The 18,037-nt window shown below is 32.0% G+C and carries 16 protein-coding genes; all 16 read left to right on the top strand.

The features are described 5' to 3' along the window. The first annotated feature begins 21 nt into the window (after positions 1–21). Positions 22–1,434 carry an amino acid permease gene (locus CLCOS_RS10785; protein ID WP_063599804.1) on the top strand — a complete coding sequence of 471 codons (1,413 nt, stop codon included), beginning with the start codon at positions 22–24 and terminating at the stop codon, positions 1,432–1,434. Positions 1,435–1,831: 397 nt separating this feature from the next. After that, positions 1,832–2,809, top strand: a complete 978-nt coding sequence (locus tag CLCOS_RS10780) for a GntR family transcriptional regulator (protein ID WP_013240654.1) — start codon at positions 1,832–1,834, stop codon at positions 2,807–2,809. Positions 2,810–2,929: 120 nt separating this feature from the next. Continuing rightward, positions 2,930–3,334 carry a methylaspartate mutase subunit S gene (glmS, locus tag CLCOS_RS10775; protein WP_013240653.1) on the top strand — a complete coding sequence of 135 codons (405 nt, stop codon included), beginning with the start codon at positions 2,930–2,932 and terminating at the stop codon, positions 3,332–3,334. 49 nt (positions 3,335–3,383) lie between these two features. After that, positions 3,384–4,796, top strand: a complete 1,413-nt coding sequence (glmL, locus tag CLCOS_RS10770) for a methylaspartate mutase accessory protein GlmL (protein WP_013240652.1) — start codon at positions 3,384–3,386, stop codon at positions 4,794–4,796. A gap of 21 nt (positions 4,797–4,817) precedes the next feature. Continuing rightward, positions 4,818–6,275, top strand: coding sequence for a methylaspartate mutase subunit E (locus CLCOS_RS10765; RefSeq protein WP_013240651.1), 1,458 nt, complete (start codon positions 4,818–4,820; stop codon positions 6,273–6,275). 35 nt (positions 6,276–6,310) lie between these two features. Further along, entirely contained in the window at positions 6,311–7,552 is a 1,242-nt protein-coding gene (locus CLCOS_RS10760; protein WP_013240650.1) for a methylaspartate ammonia-lyase, read from the top strand. 200 nt (positions 7,553–7,752) lie between these two features. After that, on the top strand, positions 7,753–8,595 hold the full coding sequence (locus CLCOS_RS10755) for a fumarate hydratase (RefSeq protein ID WP_063599805.1): 843 nt from the start codon (positions 7,753–7,755) through the stop codon (positions 8,593–8,595). A gap of 63 nt (positions 8,596–8,658) precedes the next feature. Next, positions 8,659–9,225: a Fe-S-containing hydro-lyase gene (locus CLCOS_RS10750; RefSeq protein ID WP_063599806.1), complete on the top strand. Its 567-nt coding sequence runs from the start codon at positions 8,659–8,661 to the stop codon at positions 9,223–9,225. 90 nt (positions 9,226–9,315) lie between these two features. After that, a complete protein-coding gene (citD, locus tag CLCOS_RS10745) occupies positions 9,316–9,579 on the top strand; it encodes a citrate lyase acyl carrier protein (RefSeq protein WP_013240647.1) in 264 nt (87 codons plus the stop codon). 13 nt (positions 9,580–9,592) lie between these two features. Continuing rightward, positions 9,593–10,465 (top strand): HpcH/HpaI aldolase/citrate lyase family protein, encoded by an 873-nt coding sequence (locus CLCOS_RS10740; RefSeq protein ID WP_013240646.1) that lies wholly within the window; start codon positions 9,593–9,595, stop codon positions 10,463–10,465. A 64-nt stretch (positions 10,466–10,529) separates the two neighbouring features. Next, on the top strand, positions 10,530–12,071 hold the full coding sequence (gene citF, locus CLCOS_RS10735) for a citrate lyase subunit alpha (RefSeq protein ID WP_013240645.1): 1,542 nt from the start codon (positions 10,530–10,532) through the stop codon (positions 12,069–12,071). Positions 12,072–12,083: 12 nt separating this feature from the next. Further along, positions 12,084–13,145 (top strand): [citrate (pro-3S)-lyase] ligase, encoded by a 1,062-nt coding sequence (gene citC, locus CLCOS_RS10730; RefSeq protein WP_242867459.1) that lies wholly within the window; start codon positions 12,084–12,086, stop codon positions 13,143–13,145. Between the two features lie 12 nt (positions 13,146–13,157). After that, positions 13,158–13,853 (top strand): tetratricopeptide repeat protein, encoded by a 696-nt coding sequence (locus CLCOS_RS10725; RefSeq protein WP_013240643.1) that lies wholly within the window; start codon positions 13,158–13,160, stop codon positions 13,851–13,853. Positions 13,854–14,167: 314 nt separating this feature from the next. Next, complete coding sequence (gene ptsP / locus CLCOS_RS10720) at positions 14,168–15,781, top strand: phosphoenolpyruvate--protein phosphotransferase (RefSeq protein WP_063599807.1); 1,614 nt, start codon at positions 14,168–14,170, stop codon at positions 15,779–15,781. A gap of 195 nt (positions 15,782–15,976) precedes the next feature. Next, the gene (locus tag CLCOS_RS10715) at positions 15,977–16,735 is read left to right on the top strand and encodes a DUF4652 domain-containing protein (protein WP_013240641.1); all 759 of its coding nucleotides are present in this window, start codon (positions 15,977–15,979) and stop codon (positions 16,733–16,735) included. After that, on the top strand, positions 16,728–17,960 hold the full coding sequence (locus CLCOS_RS10710; protein ID WP_013240640.1) for a tetratricopeptide repeat protein: 1,233 nt from the start codon (positions 16,728–16,730) through the stop codon (positions 17,958–17,960). The genes CLCOS_RS10715 and CLCOS_RS10710 overlap by 8 nt, the downstream gene beginning before the upstream one ends. Positions 17,961–18,037: the final 77 nt, after the last annotated feature.

The raw sequence follows: 18,037 nt of genomic DNA, 5'->3' as shown, positions 1-18,037 counted from the left end.
AAAATAAAGGGAGGATTTTACATGAGTAATGAAAATTCTGGTTTACATGAAGATCTCAATCGTGGATTGGAAGAAAGGCATATTCAGTTAATAGCACTGGGTGGTGCCATTGGAGTTGGATTATTTCTAGGATCTGCAAGTACTATTAATATGGCAGGACCTTCAATTCTACTGGATTACGCCATAGGTGGAGTTATTTTATTTTTCATCATGCGTGCACTTGGTGAAATGTCAGTGGAACAGCCGCTGGCAGGTTCTTTTAGTGCTTATGCTAATGAGTATATAGGACCACTTGCGGGCTACTTAACAGGATGGACTTATTGGTTGAATTGGATTTCATGTTGTATGGCAGAAATTACGGCTATTGGTATTTACATAAATTTTTGGTTTCCATCAGTTCCAAGGTGGGTATCTGCTTTTGTAGCACTTGCTTTAATGATAACTATAAACTTAATTAATGTAAAAGCTTATGGAGAATTTGAATTTTGGTTTGCAATTATAAAAGTGGTTGCTATTATTGCCATGATAATTTTAGGTTTAATTGTGGTATTTACTGGAATAGGAAATGGAGGAAAGATAGTAGGATTTAAAAATTTATGGAGTAATGGAGGATTTTTCCCCAATGGAATAAAAGGTTTACTAAAAGCACTCCCATTAGTTACTTTTGCTTTCTTCGCAACTGAACTTATAGGAATTACGGCAGGAGAAGCAAAAAATCCTGAAAAAACCATACCATCAGCCATTAATAAGGTTTTTTGGAGAATTTGCATATTTTATATTGGATCATTAACAGTAATTATGTCACTTTATCCTTGGGATAAAATAGGAACAATGGGAAGCCCTTTTGTTTTAACATTTAATAAAATAGGAATTAAAGCTGCAGCTGGAATTATAAACTTTGTTGTACTTACTGCAGCACTGTCTTCATGTAATAGTGGTATTTATACGACAGGACGTATGGTATACAATTTATCTCTTCAAGGTGGGGCACCTAAAATATTTAGCAAGCTTAGTAGTACAAAAGTACCTAAGAATGCAATACTAGGTTCTGCAGCATGTATGCTTATAGGTGTTATACTTAATTATTTTCTTCCAGCACGAGTATTTACATATATTGCATCTGTTGCAACTTTTGCAGGACTTTTTGCCTGGTTTATGATTGTACTTGGACAAATGAAATTTAGAAAGACTCTTACACATGAACAAATAAGAAAATTAAAATTTCCAGCTAAAGGGTATCCTTATGTAAGTTATATTAGTTTAGCATATCTAGTATTTGTATTTATAATGATGGCATTTAACCCAGATACTGTAATAGCAGTTGTGTTAGGACCTATTTGGATAGCAGGTTTAATTATCTGTTATTATGTATTTGGCATTAATAAAAATGTAACTAAAAAAAAGAATAGTGTTGTTAAGGAAAATCATAATTAAATAAAAAATTTAGCATATCTATATTGGAAAAAATTTTGTTCCCCAATATTTACAATAAAATAACCCTTATATGGAGATAATTTTAAGAATTGCATAGGGATATGCAATTCTTAAAGAGGAATTGTTCAGATATCTTATTTTAGGATACATTTCTCAAAATTGGACTTTAAGGTTGGGCCAAGTAAAATTGGACTAATTAATGGTAGCCATCCTTGAATTTAGACTAATTGAAGAAGGAGTTTGTTTAGTCTCTAATCCTTTAAAAACACATTTTGAAAACAATTTCATAAGAATTTTCTGAAAATTGAAAGTTTACAAAAAGCTATTGATTTTAATCCTGCATTATGGTACCCTTTAGGTAAAGTAATGGATTAATCCATTAATCCAATAATTTGAGGTGATTGCCATAAACATTAAAATAAATAAAGATAGTGGAGTACCATTATATTTACAAGTAAAAAGCCAAATAATGGATTTAGTTAAAAGTAACCTCATTAAGGTAGGCGAAAAAATGCCTACAGAAAGAGAATTATCTGAAAAACTTAATGTAAGTAGAAATACTATAAGCACAGCTTATAATGAATTGGAACAGGATGGCGTTTTAAAATCTTACCAGGGACGAGGAACTTTTGTAGCAGAAGAAGCAAATCCTTGGAAAGTTCAAAATACAAAGGAAAAAATAACAAAGTTTATAGATCTTGCGTTTGAAGAAGCTATTGAATCGGGTATAGATCCAGATGTATTTTTAGAAATTGTCACTCAAAGAATAAGGGAAAAGAAAGAACTTATAAGTAAAATTAGTGCAGTATATGTGGAATGTAACATAGAGCAATCTAGAATGTTTAGTAAACAGCTTATGGAAAGCACAGACATGAATATAGTGCCTTTTACCCTTGATGACATAAGGAATATAAGCAGCGAGACTAGGGAGATTATAGAAAAAAGCCAAGTTATAATAGCAACTTTTAACCATGTGAATGAAGTAATTAAACTAACGGAAGGATTACACAAAGAAGTAATAGGTGTAGCCATAAATGTAGATTTGGCAACAATAGTTAAGATTGCTAGATATCCTAGTAATACTAAATTTGCTTTTGTATGTATTTCTAAGGAGTTTATGTTTAAAGCAAGAGGAGCACTTGAAAGAGCAGGGCTTGGGGATATTGATATTCAGTTTACTAATACTTTTAATGATCAGGAACTTGAAAGAGTTATAAATAATGTAGATATATTGATAGTTTCACCAGGAAGATATAAAGATGTTGAGTCACATAATGTGGACAAGAAGCATATAATGAGATTTTTATATAATCTGGATGATAATTCAATTAAAGATTTAAAATCGAAAATAGTTGAACTCAATCAAAATAATTAAACTAGAGTATGCAAATTGACATTTAATAAGATTGAAAATAAATAATATTATTTATTTTTTAATATATGCTAATAAAGATTTTAATTAATTGGTATTTATGCAATTTGGAGGTGTTTTATAATGAAAACCATAGTTTTAGGGGTAATTGGATCTGATTGTCATGCAGTTGGAAATAAAATATTAGATCATGCCATTACAGAAGCTGGATTTAACGTAATAAATATAGGAGTTCTTTCACCACAAGAAGATTTTATAAATGCTGCAATTGAAACTAAAGCAGATGCTATTTTAGTATCATCACTTTATGGACATGGAGAAATGGACTGCAGGGGACTTAGAGAAAAATGTGATGAATCAGGTCTTAAAGGTATACTAATTTATGCAGGCGGAAATTTAGTAGTTGGAAAACAAAAGTGGGAAGATGTATATAATAAGTTTAAGAGTATGGGATTTGATAGAATATATCCACCAGGAACATTACCTGAAGTTACAATTAATGATTTGAAAAAAGATTTAAATGTATAAAAGTAATCTAATTATTGAATCCTCTTTATGAGAACAGAGGTGGTTAATTATGAAAGGATATTTGCTTATAGATTTTGGAAGTACCTATACAAAGTTGACAGCTGTAGATATAGAAAATGAAGTGATTTTAGGCACAGCTAAAGCTATAACTACAGTGGAAGATGACATAATGATAGGTTTTAACAAAGCCTATGCAGAATTACAAAGTAAATTAAAAGATAAAAAAGTTGATTTTGTAAAAAAGCTAGCATGCTCGTCTGCTGCAGGTGGACTAAAAATGGTTGCTATAGGCCTTGTACCAGAGCTTACTGCTGAAGCTGCTAAAAGAGCAGCACTTGGTGCTGGAGCAAGAGTTATGCATGTTTATAGTTATGATTTGAGTTCAAAAGAAATGGAAGAGATAAAAAATTCAAAGCCAGACATGATACTTTTAGCCGGTGGAACAGATGGTGGAAATAAAGAGTGCATAATTGGCAATGCTAAATTGCTAGCTAAAAGTGGAATGGACATTCCTATAGTTGTAGCAGGAAATAAAGTAGCAGAAGATGAAATATCAAAAATATTAGAAGATGCAGGAATGTTTTATAAAGTAGCTGAAAATGTAATGCCTAAGCTAAATACTTTGAATGTTGAACCAGCTAGGGAAGAAATAAGAAAAATATTCATGGAAAAAATAGTTGAAGCTAAAGGTATGAAAAATGCTGAAAACTATATAAATGGCATCCTTATGCCTACACCAGCTGCGGTATTAAAAGCTGCTAAAACTTTGAGCCTTGGAAGTGATAAAGAAGAGGGTATAGGTGATTTAGTAGTAGTGGATATAGGTGGAGCTACTACGGATGTACATTCTTTGGCTGACGGAGAGCCTACAAAACCAGCAGTGACTTTAAGAGGATTACAGGAGCCTTTTGCAAAGAGAACTGTAGAAGGAGATCTGGGAATGAGATATTCCGCAGTGTCCTTGTGGGAAGCTGCCAGTACTAAACGGGTACTCAAATATTTAGATGATAAAAGCATAGATATAGAGGCTGGCTGTAAATATAGAAGTGAAAATATAAAAATGATTCCTGATAATGAAAGAGATATAAAATTTGATGAAGCAATGGCAAAGGTAGCTACGGAAATGGCTATGGAAAGACATGTTGGAGTTTTAACTAGTGTGTATACCCCTTGTGGAGTTGTATATTCTCAGATAGGAAAAGATCTTTTGAATACCAAATATCTCATAGGAACAGGTGGAGTATTGGTTCACAGTGAAAATCCTGAAGAAATATTAAAAGCAGGAATTTTTACTACAGAAGATCCTATGCATTTGAAGCCAAAGAATCCAGAGTATTTAATAGATAGAAGTTATATATTATCTGCTATGGGACTGCTTTCAGAAGAGTATCCGGACATAGCAGTTAGAATAATGAAAAAATATTTAGTTAACACTAAAAAAATATGTTGTATAACAAAATAGAAAATATAAGGGGGTAAAGATATGGAACTTAAAAATAAAAAATGGTCAGAAGAACAATTTTTTAAAGTTAGAGAAGAAGTTTTAAGTCAATGGCCAACAGGTAAGGAAGTTGATCTTAAGGAAGCAGTAGATTATTTAAAGAAATTGCCTGAGCATAAAAGCTTCCCTAAAAAGTTAATAAAGGCAAAAGAACAGGGAATTACTTTAGCTCAACCAAGAGCTGGAGTTGCACTTATAGATGATCATATTAAATTATTAAAACATTTACAAGATGAAGGAGGAGCTGATCTCCTTCCAACAACTATAGATAGTTATACGAGACAAAATAGATATGATGAATGTGAAGTAGGTATAAAAGAAAGTAAATCTCAGGGAAGGTCACTTTTAAATGGATTCCCAGGAGTAAATCACGGAGTTAAGGGATGCAGACAAGTAGTAGAAGCATTGGATCTACCAGTACAGGCTAGACATGGTACTCCAGATTCAAGACTTTTAGCAGAAATAATTCATGCAGGTGGATTTACTTCAAATGAAGGAGGATGTATATCCTATAATGTGCCTTATGCAAAGAATGTTTCAATAGCTAAGTCACTTGTAGATTGGCAGTATTGTGATAGATTAGTTGGGTTCTATGAAGAAAATGGAGTATCCATAAATAGAGAACCGTTTGGACCGCTTACAGGAACATTAGTACCACCAAGTACTTCAAATGCAGTAGCTATAATAGAGGGGTTACTTGCAGCAGAACAGGGTGTTAAGAATATAACTGTAGGATATGGTGAGTGTGGTAATGTAATTCAGGATGTAGCAGCTATGAAAGCATTAGAGCAGCAGATAGATGAATATTTGAAAAAGTACGGATACAATGATGTTTATATAACTACAGTATTTCATCAGTGGATGGGAGGATTCCCTGCAGATGAAGCAAAAGCTTTTGGAGTTATATCTACAGGAGCGGCTACAGCAGCCCTTGCAGGAGCAACAAAAGTTATAGTTAAGACACCTCATGAAGCTATAGGAATCCCTACCAAAGAAGCTAATGCAGCAGGAATAAAAGCTACAAAAATGGCTTTAAATATGTTAAGTGGACAGAGACTTCCTATGTCAAAAGATCTGGAAGATGAAATATCAGTAATTAAAGCAGAAGTAAAATGCATATTGGATAAAGTATTTGAACTTGGAAAGGGAGATTTAGCTGTAGGAACAGTAAAAGCATTTGAAACTGGAGTTATAGATGTACCATTTGCACCAAGTAAATATAATGCAGGCAAGATGATGCCAGCAAGAGATAATACAGGAGCAGTTAGATATTTGCACTTTGGAAATGTTCCTTTTAGTCAGGAATTAAAAGACTTTAATCAGAGAAAGTTACAGGAAAGAGGAAAATTTGAAAATAGAGAAGTAAGCTTTCAAATGACTATAGATGATATATTTGCAGTTGGACAGGGAGTACTTATAGGAAGACCAAAAGAAAAATAATTAAAAAACAGTTTAATTTTCAAGGAGGACTTAAAATGAAAATAGTTGACGTAATTTGCTCAGAAGGAAAAACAGGATTTTATTTTGATGATCAGAGAGCTATAAAAAAAGGAGCTAAACATAATGGATTTACTTATGTAGGTGAACCTGTAACAGATGGATTTGCTAAAGTTAGACAGGCAGGAGAAGCTATATCCGTAATGCTAGTACTAGAAGATGGACAGGTAGCTTATGGCGATTGTGCTGCTGTTCAATATTCAGGTGCAGGTGGAAGAGATCCATTATTTTTAGCTAAAGATTTTATACCAGTTATAGAAAAGGAAATAGCTCCAAAATTAATAGGAAGAGAATTAAACGAGTTTAAGTCATTAGCAGAAGAATTTGATAGTATGAAGGTAAATGGTAAGAGACTTCATACAGCTATAAGATATGGTATAACACAAGCTATATTAGATGCTGTAGCAAAATCAAAGAAAATAACAATGGCAGAAGTTATAAGAAATGAATATAATCCAAAAGGTGAAATAAAGAGAGTTCCAATATTTACACAATCCGGTGATGACAGATATGATAATGTAGACAAGATGATAATAAAAGGTGCAGATGTTATGCCACATGCCCTTATAAACAATGTAGAAGAAAAACTTGGAATGCATGGAGAAAAACTTTTAGAATATGTTAAGTGGCTTAGAAATAGAGTAATAGAACTTAGAACTTCTAAAGATTACAGCCCAATATTCCACATTGATGTATATGGAACTATAGGTATTGCCTTTAAATATGATACAAAAGCTATGGCTGACTATATAGCTTCACTTGCAGAAGCAGCAAATCCATTCCATTTGAGAATTGAAGGACCAATGGATGTAGAAGATAGACAAAAACAGATGGAAGCTCTAAGGGATTTGAGAGCAGAGATAGATAGTAGAAAAATAGATGCAGAATTAGTAGCAGATGAATGGTGTAATACAGTAGATGATGTTAAATTCTTTACAGATAATAAAGCAGGTCATATGGTTCAAATAAAAACTCCAGATTTAGGTGGAGTTAACAATATAGCTGATGCTATCATGTATTGTAAAGATCATGATATGGGAGCTTATTGTGGAGGAACTTGTAATGAAACAAACAGATCCGCAGAAGTTACAACTAACATAGGAATGGCTTGCGGTGCAAAACAAGTTCTTGCAAAACCAGGTATGGGTGTAGATGAAGGATATATGATAGTTAATAATGAAATGAATAGAGTAGTTGCATTAGTAAATAGAAGAAAATAGAAAATATATGAAAAGGCGGTTTTTTAAACTGCCTTTTCATATATACTTTATTGGACCTAAAATATGTTTTATTAACTTTTAGATATATTTTAGTAATTAAAAATTAGTATACGTAAAACGAGTTGATTTTTTGCTTTAAAACCTTATATAATGAGCTTGTTATACATTAAAAATACAATTAAGGAGAATGGTGTTAAATTATGAGAGAAGTAGATGTATCCACTATAACTAAAGCTGTTAGAAATCTCTGTATAGATGCCAATTATTATCTTTCGGAGGATGTTAAGAAAAAGATAAAAGAATGTGAAGAGGACGAAAAATGGCCTACTGCAAAAGACATTTTAGGTAAAATACTTGAAAATATAGATATATCTAAAAATGAAGATGTGCCTATGTGTCAAGATACAGGAATGGCTTGTGTATTTATAACAATTGGCCAGGATGTTCATATAGTAGGAGGAAGTTTAGAAGACGCAATAAATAAGGGAGTAGGCCAGGGGTATGTAGAAGGGTATTTAAGAAAATCTGTAGTCTCTGATCCTATAAATAGAGTTAATACTAAGGACAATACTCCTGCAGTAATATATTATGAAATAGTTCCAGGAGATAAACTTAACATAAAAGTGGCTCCTAAAGGATTTGGATCAGAAAATATGAGTCAGATAAAAATGCTTAAACCAGCAGATGGTCTTAAGGGTGTTAAAGATTTTGTAATAAAAGTAGTAAAGGACGCAGGACCAAATCCATGTCCTCCTATGGTTGTAGGAGTAGGTATAGGAGGAACTTTTGACAAGGCTGCAAATCTTGCAAAGAAAGCTCTTGTAAGACCATTATCTGAAAGAAATAGAAATAAGTTTTATTCAGATTTAGAAAATGAACTTTTAGACAAAATAAATCTCCTTGGTATAGGACCTCAAGGACTAGGGGGAAAGACTACAGCTCTTGCAGTAAATATAGAAACTTATCCTACCCATATAGCAGGATTACCTGTAGCCGTAAATATAAATTGTCACGTTACAAGACATAAGGAAATAGAATTGTAATATTAAATTTCAAGTTGAAATTCAGAGAGGAGTTGAAAAGCCGTTTTATTTAACGGCATGTATATGGAAAAAAAGATAACTACTCCGTTAACGGAAGAAAAGGTTAAAACTTTAAAAGCAGGGGATAGTGTTTTAATATCAGGGACAATATATACTGCTAGAGATGCTGCTCATAAGAGATTAGTTGAATTATTAGATGAAGGTAAATCACTTCCTATAAATGTAAAAGATGAAATAATATATTACGCAGGACCAAGTCCTGCAAAACCAGGCCATGTAATAGGTTCAGCAGGACCAACAAGTAGTTATAGAATGGATCCATTTGCACCAAGACTGCTTGATATAGGTTTAAAGGGAATGATAGGAAAAGGCCTTCGTTCAAAAGAAGTTATAGAATCCATGAAGAAAAATAAAGCTGTTTACTTTGCTGCAATAGGCGGGGCTGCAGCACTTGTAGCAAAATCCATAAAGAAAGCAGAAGTAGTAGCTTATGAAGATTTGGATTCTGAAGCTATAAGAAAATTAGAAGTAAAAGACTTACCTGTAATTGTAGTAATAGATTCAGAGGGCAATAATTTATATGAATCAGGACGAAAAGAGTACTTGGACTCTGTGGGCCAGTCTAAGTAGGATTCATTGATAGATTTTAGAAGCAAACAATTGATGTGGATTATGTTGCAATTATGCAGGATAATCCATATTTTAAGGAGGTAGCATTTTATGAAAATAAATAAACCAGCAAAGGCAGGTACTCTTGAGTCAAATGACATACTCATCATGGTAATGCCAAATGATAAGGATGGTATAGAACTTGAACTTGAGAGTGTAGTTATGAAACAATTTGGAAAACAAATAAAAAAGACCATATTAGATAAAGTAAATGAACTGGGAGTAAAAAGTGCAGTGATAAAAGCTCAGGACAAGGGAGCACTGGACTATACTATTAAAGCAAGAGTTGAAACAGCTTTGAGAAGAGCATTATAGAGAGGTGATTGTAATGAAAAAATTAAGAAGAACAATGCTTTTTATGCCAGGAAACAATCCAGGTATGCTTCAAAATGCACCTATACTTGGAGCAGATTCTGTCATACTTGATTTGGAAGATGCAGTAAGTCTTACAGAAAAAGATAGTGCAAGATTGCTTGTAAAAGAAGCCATTTGCAATGTAGATTATTCTAAGGTAGAACTTGTAGTTAGGGTAAATCCTTTAGATACAGAATATGGACCAAAGGATATAGATACTATAGCTAGAGTTAAACCTGATTCGCTAATGATTCCAAAGGCAACTGAAAAACAATTAGAAGAAATAGATAAAATATTAACTGGCATAGAGGAAGAAGAATCATTTGAAAAAGGTTCAATAAAATTAATACCTATAGTTGAAACTGCTTATGGACTTGAAAACGTATATAACATAATAAACTCATCAAAAAGAGTGGCAGCTGTACTCTTAGGAGCAGAGGATTTGACTTCTGATTTTGGAATAAAGAGAACAAAGGAAGGTCAGGAAATATTCTACGCAAGAAATAGAGTTTCTACAGCTTGTAGGGCAGCTAGGGTAGATGCTATAGATACACCATTTACAGATACAAATGATTATGAAGGATTGAAAAAAGATACAACAACAGCGAAAAAGTTAGGATTTACAGGAAAGGCAGCTATAAATCCAAGGCAAATTGACAGTATACATGAAGTATTTGCACCTGCAAAAGAAGAAATAGACCATGCTGTTAGAGTGCTAAAAGCAAGAGATGAAGCACAACAAAAAGGACTTGGAGTATTTTCATTAGATGGGAAAATGGTAGATGCCCCAGTAATAAGCAGAGCAGTAACTACTGTAGAACTAGCAAAATTACTTGGATTTATCTGATGCCAAAAATTCTGTTTATTTAATTAGATAAATTGAGAATAATAAGTAGAAATGAGGGATTACAGTGAAAAATTCAGTTGGAAGAGAAATTCCTGATTACATAGAAGGTTATGGCAAGGTAAAGCCTTTTGAAGGTGCCTTTGCAAACTATGGATTAAGAGAAAAGGCAGGAGTAAAAATAAAAAGTGTAAAACCTGGAGAAGATAAGGTATTAAATAGTATAGATGAAGTACTTGATAAGATAGAATTAAAGGATGGGATGACTGTGTCATTTCACCACCATTTGAGAAATGGAGATTTTGTACTTAACAATGTAATATATGCACTTGCCAAAAGAGGAATAAAGGATATAACTGTAGCAGCAAGTAGTATATTTCCAATACATGAACCGCTGGTAGAGCATATGAAAAATGGAGTAGTTACCCAGATTATAGCGGATTATATATCAGGGCCAGTAGCAGAAGCAATATCAAAAGGGTATTCAAAGAAACCTTCAATCATGATGACTCATGGTGGAAGACCAAGGGCAATTGAAAGTGGTGATCTTCATATAGATGTGGCATTTATTGGTGCCCCTACAGCAGATACCTATGGAAATATAAATGGAGTATATGGAAAATCTGCTTGTGGATCTCTCGGATATGCAATAGCAGATGCCCAGTATGCAGATACAGTTGTAGCAGTTACAGATAACTTAGTACCTTATCCTGCATGTCCAATAGAAATAAGTCAGGAATATGTAGATTATGTAGTAAAAATGGATTCCATAGGGAACCCTGAAGGAATAGTATCAGGAACTACCAGGATAACAAAAGATCCTGTAGGACTTAAAATAGCAAAGATGGCTTCAAAGGTAATAGAAGCATCAGGACTTGTAAAAGAAGGAATGTCTTTTCAGACAGGAGCAGGAGGAACTTCTCTTGCAGTAGCTATGGAATTGAAAGATATAATGAAGAAAAAAGAAGTTACAGGCAGTTTTGCAGCAGGAGGAATAACAGGATATATAGTTGATATGCTTCAAGAAGGACTGTTTAGAAACATTTTTGATGTACAGTGTTTTGACTTAAAAGCAGTGGAATCTTATAGAGACAATCCAAAACACCAGACAATGTCAGGTTCTATGTATGGAAACCCACATAACAGAGGCTCAGTAGTAAATAATCTAGATGTGATGATACTAGGAGCTACAGAAATAGATACAGATTTTAATGTAAATGTAACAACAGGATCAGATGGTATGATAATGGGTGGTTCAGGTGGACACAGCGATACTGCAGCAGGAGCAAAGCTTGCCATAGTTGTTACAAATCTTATAAAAGGTAGACTACCAATAATAAAGGACAAGGTAACTACAGTAACCACACCAGGAGAAAGTATAGATGTAGTTGTAACAGATAGAGGAATAGCAGTAAATCCAAAAAGAGAAGATTTAATAGAAAAATTAAAGAAAGCTAATTTGCCAGTTATGACTATAGAAGAATTAAAGGAAACAGCTGAGAAGATGACAGGAAAACCAGAGGCTATAAAAACTTCTGATGAAATAGTAGCAGTAGTTGAGTATAGAGATGGAACTGTAATTGATGTAGTTAGAAAAGTTATATCTTAATTTTACAAAAAGATGGGAAGGAAGGATGAAGTTATGTACGATTTATCCCTTGAAAGTATAGATTTGAGTTCGGAGCAGGAAAAAGATGAGGTAATTTGTTTTTTACAAAAGTTTGATTTAACACTGGACGAAGATGTAGACTACACTGTAGTACTTAGAGACAATAATAGAAGCATAAAGGCAACTTGTTCTAAGGCAGGCAACATATTCAAATGTTTTGCAGTGTCAGAAGACATGAGAGGGGAAAATTTAACTTCATCACTTATATCCCATTTAATTGACAAGAGTTTTAATGAAGGAATATTTCATAATTTTATATTTACAAAACCAGATAGAATCAATGTGTTTACTTCTTTGAACTTTAAACTTTTATATAGAGCAGAAAAAGCTGCCCTTTTAGAGTATGGTATATATAATATAGATAAATTTTTAGATAGTATAAGTGAAAAATATTCTATAGACAATAATATAGAAAGTACTGCTTTAGTGATGAATTGCAATCCTTTTACAAAAGGACACAGGTATTTGGTAGAAGAAGCTGCAAAAAACTGTAATCAAGTTTTATTGTTTTTGGTGGAGGAGGATAGATCTGACTTCCCATTTTCTGATAGATATACTATGGTGAAAACAGGAACACAAGATTTAAAAAATGTTAAAGTAATTCCAGCAGGAGAATACATTATATCTCAAGCTACATTCCCCAATTATTTCATAAAAAAAACAGATGAAAGATTACAGGCTTATGAAGAAATAGACAGCGGCATATTTGGGAAGTATATTTGTAAGAGGTTTAATATAAAAAAAAGATTTGTAGGAAAGGAACCTTATTGTGATGTTACCAGCACTTATAATGAAACCTTGAAAAAAATTATGCCTATCTATAATGTAGAGGTTGTAGAAATTGAAAGAGAAAAGTATAATGAAGAATATATAAGTGCTTCCAAGGTAAGGAAGCTTTTATGTGCAGGTAGAATGGATGTAATAGAGAAAATTGTTCCACAATCTACCTGGCAATTTTTAAATTCTGATAGAGGAAGAGACATTGTAAAGAATAAACTTCATAAGGCTTTTTAGGGGGAGAAATAGATGGCTTTTAAAAATAGAAAAAGAATGGGCTCCAGATTATTCGGGAAATTTTCTTTAAAGACTAAAGTGATAATATTTTGTGTTCTTTGTATATTTTCCATAGCACTTATAGGAAAAGACATCTATATGAATAAAAAAAATGAAAACGTTATACAAAAATCTAATAATAATGTAGAAAAAAATTCAGTTATAAAACCTGCAGATGGAAAAAAGGATGAAGAGAAAAAATATGATGAAGCACAAAAGCTTTTTAGCAATAAAAAGTACTCTGATGCTATTGCTAAAGCGGATGAAATTATAAATGAGGATAAGGAATTTTATAAAGCTTATAATATAAAGGGTATAGCATTATGTTACAGTAATAACTATGAAGAAGGTATGAAAAATATAGATAAAGCACTTGAAATTAACCCTAATTTTGGATATGCCAGGTTCAATAAAGCTCTGGCTTATGAACTTTATGCCAAATACGATGATGCACTTAATTGGTATGATAAAGATTTGGAGATAGAAAATTATATTTGGAGTTATTATGGAAAGGCTAGCATATATGGAAGACGTGGAGATGTTGAAAATACAGTTAAATTTTTAAAAATAGCCGTAAATATGTCACCAGATATTAAATCTATTGCTAGAGAAGAGAAAGATTTTGATCCTGTAAAAGATTCAAGTCAATTTCAGGATTTAATTAAATAGATACTATTTATGCATAACTTAGACAGTTATTTTCTAAATTGTAATATTTTATCCGATGACTACCTGCTCTAATACTCCCACTTCTCCAAGTGTGAGTAAAGAGCAGCTACGTCCCTGGATAACGAGTTCTAAGCATCAGGTGGAGTCCAAAACTCCATCTGATGCCAAGAACTCTGTTTATATTGAAATGATTAATTTATAGTACATATATTTAAAAATTTTTGAATATGAGATATAATTATGTAAAAAATAAATATTTATAGCAACATTTATATATAACTTTGTATAAATATACGATTTTAGGAGGAAAATAAATGAAAAAAGGTATATCGGCTTCTAAAGGTTATGCAATAGGAAAAGTAGTTGTAAAAATGAAAACTGAAATAAGTATAGAAAAAAGGCATATAGATGATGTGATACAGGAAAAAGAAAGGTTTCAAAAAGCCCTTGAATTATCAAAGAGTCAATTGGAGAAAATTAAGGCAAAAGCTGAAAAAGAAGTAGGTAAAGATAAGGCAGAAGTATTTGAAAGTCATATTATGCTTTTAGATGATGTAGAATTTGCAGGTGCAGTAACAGTAAAGATAGTAAATGATCATGTGAATGCAGAAAGTGCACTTTATGATATAGTAGATTTATATATGAAAACCTTTCAGGCTATGGAAGACGAGTATATGAGAGAACGTGGAGCAGATATAAAGGATGTAGGTAGTAGAATACTTGCAAACCTTACAGGAAATAACTCTTCCATAATTGACATGGAAAATAATACGGTAGTTGTAGCTCATGACTTAACTCCTTCAGATACAGCACAGCTGGATAAGAGTAAAGTAATAGCCTTTGTTACAGACATTGGAGGAAGAACTTCTCACAGTGCAATTATGGCTAGAACCCTTGAAATACCAGCAGTAGTTGGCCTAAACGATATAACAGATTCAGTTAAAGATGGAGACCTTATTATAGTAGATGGAGTAGAAGGTGAAGTTATAATAAACCCGGATAAAAATACTTTAAATACTTATAAGATAAAAAAAGAAAATTATAATAAAGAAAGAGAGAAACTTAAAGCTTTAATAGATGTAGAAACATTTACAAAGTATGGAAATAAAGTAGAGGTTTTTGGAAACATAGGTAAGCCAGAAGATGTAGATCAGGTTCTAAAAAATGGGGGAGAGGGTATAGGACTTTTTAGAACCGAATTTTTATATATGGATAGGGATAGTATGCCTGGAGAAGAGGAACAATTTAATGCTTATAAAACTGTAGTGGAGAAAATGGGTAAAAGACCTGTAATTATAAGAACATTAGATATAGGAGGAGATAAAAAGCTTTCCTATTTACCTGTACCGGAGGAAATGAATCCTTTCTTAGGGTATAGGGCTATAAGGCTTTGTTTGGATAGAACGGATATATTTAAAGTCCAGCTAAGAGCTCTTTTGAGAGCATCTGTTTTCGGAAATTTAAGAATAATGTTTCCAATGATAAGTTCTTTGGAAGAATTTTTAAAGGCCAAGGAAATATTGAAAGAGTGTATGGATGAACTTACTAAAGAGGGAAAGAGTTTTAATAAAGATTTACAAACAGGAATAATGGTAGAAATACCTGCAGCCGCAGTAAATTCAGATGAACTTGCAAAGTATGTGGACTTTTTCAGTATTGGAACTAATGATTTAATACAATATACTTTAGCAGCAGATAGGATGAATGAAAAAGTAGCTTATCTTTACAATCCAATGCATCCAGCAGTTTTGAAACTTATAAAGATGACCATAGAAGCTGCACATAAACAGGGAAAAATATGTGGAATGTGTGGAGAAATGGCTGGAGATGAAAATGCTGTTGAAACTTTAGTAGAATATGGATTAGATGAATTCTCTATGAGTGCTTCCTCTATATTAAAGGCAAAAGAACTTATAATGAAAAAGTAACATTAAAAACTACTGGTAGAATAGCATACCAGTAGTTTTTAGCATAGAATTATTATGGTATAATTTAATTAAATATTAAGTTAGTATGATAAAAAATAGGCTAATGTACTGATTGATTATTAATTTGAAAATGCCTAAGACTGCATAGCCCGAAAAATAACAATATAATTTTATACAAGGAGGAATATATTATACATGAAAAATAATAGATTGAGTTTTATAATGTGTTCATTATTAGTTATTTTTACTTTAGGACTTACAGCCTGTTTTGGCAGCAAAGGCAATTCTACTTCCACTCAAAGCAGCGGTAGTACTAATAGTAAAAAAATAGACTCAAGCAATGCAAATAATAATAAAGAAACTCAAAAGCCAAAGGAGAAAATGAAAACTTCTTCTACTGCTGTTAAAAGTTCAAGTGAAATAAAATTTATAAAGCAAGAAATGAATAATAATTCTACAGTTAGTTTTAACACTACCTGGAAAAGTAACAAAAATGGAACTTATAATGCCTGTATAGAAGGAAAAGGCAGTGAAGCATTAGAAGAGGGTACAGGGAAAATAATCATAAAAGGTTCTCAGAAAGTTTATAGCTTTCAAATTGAAAACAACACTAAATTATCTCCGAAATACTTGGAATGGGCTGATGATAAAAATTTATTGGTGGTTATAGGATATTCAAATGGATCCATTTCAAAAGGTGGAGATCTTTATATGCTAAATGTAGATACAGGGGATAATGAAATATTAATAAAGATGCCAAGTAAAAAACAACAGATAGTGTCTGCAGAGAAAAATGGAGATATTGTAAATTTAAAAGTCAATGTATATGATGATGATGTGTATAATAAATGTCATGTAGAAAATTGGACTATAAATTCTTTTAGCACAAATTTAAATAATAAGATGGAAGTTAAAAATTCTAATGGGAAAGTGGTATATACGATAAATGGATAAGTCTCAGAAAATATACAATAAAGCTCTAAAAAAATATAATGATGGGTATATAGATAAAGCAATAGAACTTTGTGAAGAAAGTATATCTTTAAATATAAAAAATAGGGCATCTATTAATCTTAAGGGACTTTTATTTTATCTTAAGGGTGATTTAGATAAAGCTCAAAAACTTTGGAAGATGAACCATCAAGTTAATGGAGATGGGGTTTCAGAAAAATATCTCGGTTCTTTAAAGGAAGATGATGTTCGATTCAGTTTGTATGTAAAGGCTTTAAGGTTAATTAGAGAATTAAAAATAAATGAAGCACTTAAGTTACTGGAACAATGTGCTGAAAGCGATTTTAATTATATTAAAGTAAATAATTACAGTGCCCTTTGTTATATAAAAAAGGGAGAGTATAAAAGTGCATTGGAAAAATTAAATAATGTATTAAGAGTTGATGTAAACAATGATGAAGCTAAAAAGACCATGAAGATGCTTGAAGATTTAAATGTAGTAAAGAAAAAGTTCCCACTTAAAAAGGTAGCTTGCATTTCAGCAGGTGTAATATGTTCGGTAGTTTTAATTGTATTAATTTTTAATGGTATTAAAAATAAAAGTTTGCTTAATAAAAATTTTGCAAAGATAAAAACTTCTACTATTAAAAATAGTGGACAAAAGGCTTCAGGTGTAAGTAATAAGGCTAAACCGAAAGTCGAAACCACTAAAGAAGTTTTCCCACAGGAAAAGTTTAAAGGTTATATACAAAATAAAGATTATGATTCTATATATATAGAGGTTAAAAAGTGGAAAGATAAACAATTAAGTACTGATGAAGGAGCACTTCTTTCAGAAGGTTCAAATCTCTTAAAGCAAGACGGATCTGCCTATTTTTATAAGTTAGGAACCAATTATTTAAATAGTAAAGATTATAATAATGCCAAAGCTTATCTGACAAAAGCTTATGAGTTTGGAAGTGAAAATTATCTTTATGCGGACATAATATATATGCTTGCCACAACCTTAGATTCCTCAGGAGATACAAAAAATGCTATAAATTATTATATCCAATATGATAAAGGCTTCTCTGATGGAGATTATGAAGAAACTGTACTGTACAGACTTGCCGTTATATATAAAGATACGGATAAGTCACAAGCAAAAAAATATGCTCAAAGCTTGGTAGATAAATATCCTAATTCAATTTACAATAATTCTATAATAAGTAATTTGATAAATGACTAAAATTTTTATTTTTCATTAAATTTATAGACTAAAAACGTTGACCTAGTAGATAATATATTATAAAATATAATTAAAGA

The organism is Clostridium coskatii, from assembly GCF_001675205.1.
GTDB classification, from domain to species: domain Bacteria; phylum Bacillota; class Clostridia; order Clostridiales; family Clostridiaceae; genus Clostridium_B; species Clostridium_B ljungdahlii.
Note: the sequence above shows the minus strand (reverse complement) of the source record. Positions and strands in the feature narration are given on the sequence as shown.

Bases quoted from the DNA above. Each gene is read 5' to 3' on its own strand.
- CLCOS_RS10785 (WP_063599804.1), top strand. From the start codon at position 22: ATGAGTAATGAAAATTCTGGTTTACATGAAGATCTCAATCGTGGATTG.
- glmS (WP_013240653.1), top strand. From the start codon at position 2,930: ATGAAAACCATAGTTTTAGGGGTAATTGGATCTGATTGTCATGCAGTT.
- glmL (WP_013240652.1), top strand. From the start codon at position 3,384: ATGAAAGGATATTTGCTTATAGATTTTGGAAGTACCTATACAAAGTTG.
- CLCOS_RS10765 (WP_013240651.1), top strand. From the start codon at position 4,818: ATGGAACTTAAAAATAAAAAATGGTCAGAAGAACAATTTTTTAAAGTT.
- CLCOS_RS10760 (WP_013240650.1), top strand. From the start codon at position 6,311: ATGAAAATAGTTGACGTAATTTGCTCAGAAGGAAAAACAGGATTTTAT.
- CLCOS_RS10755 (WP_063599805.1), top strand. From the start codon at position 7,753: ATGAGAGAAGTAGATGTATCCACTATAACTAAAGCTGTTAGAAATCTC.
- CLCOS_RS10750 (WP_063599806.1), top strand. From the start codon at position 8,659: ATGGAAAAAAAGATAACTACTCCGTTAACGGAAGAAAAGGTTAAAACT.
- citD (WP_013240647.1), top strand. From the start codon at position 9,316: ATGAAAATAAATAAACCAGCAAAGGCAGGTACTCTTGAGTCAAATGAC.
- CLCOS_RS10740 (WP_013240646.1), top strand. From the start codon at position 9,593: ATGAAAAAATTAAGAAGAACAATGCTTTTTATGCCAGGAAACAATCCA.
- citC (WP_242867459.1), top strand. From the start codon at position 12,084: ATGGGAAGGAAGGATGAAGTTATGTACGATTTATCCCTTGAAAGTATA.
- CLCOS_RS10725 (WP_013240643.1), top strand. From the start codon at position 13,158: ATGGCTTTTAAAAATAGAAAAAGAATGGGCTCCAGATTATTCGGGAAA.
- ptsP (WP_063599807.1), top strand. From the start codon at position 14,168: ATGAAAAAAGGTATATCGGCTTCTAAAGGTTATGCAATAGGAAAAGTA.
- CLCOS_RS10715 (WP_013240641.1), top strand. From the start codon at position 15,977: ATGAAAAATAATAGATTGAGTTTTATAATGTGTTCATTATTAGTTATT.
- CLCOS_RS10710 (WP_013240640.1), top strand. From the start codon at position 16,728: ATGGATAAGTCTCAGAAAATATACAATAAAGCTCTAAAAAAATATAAT.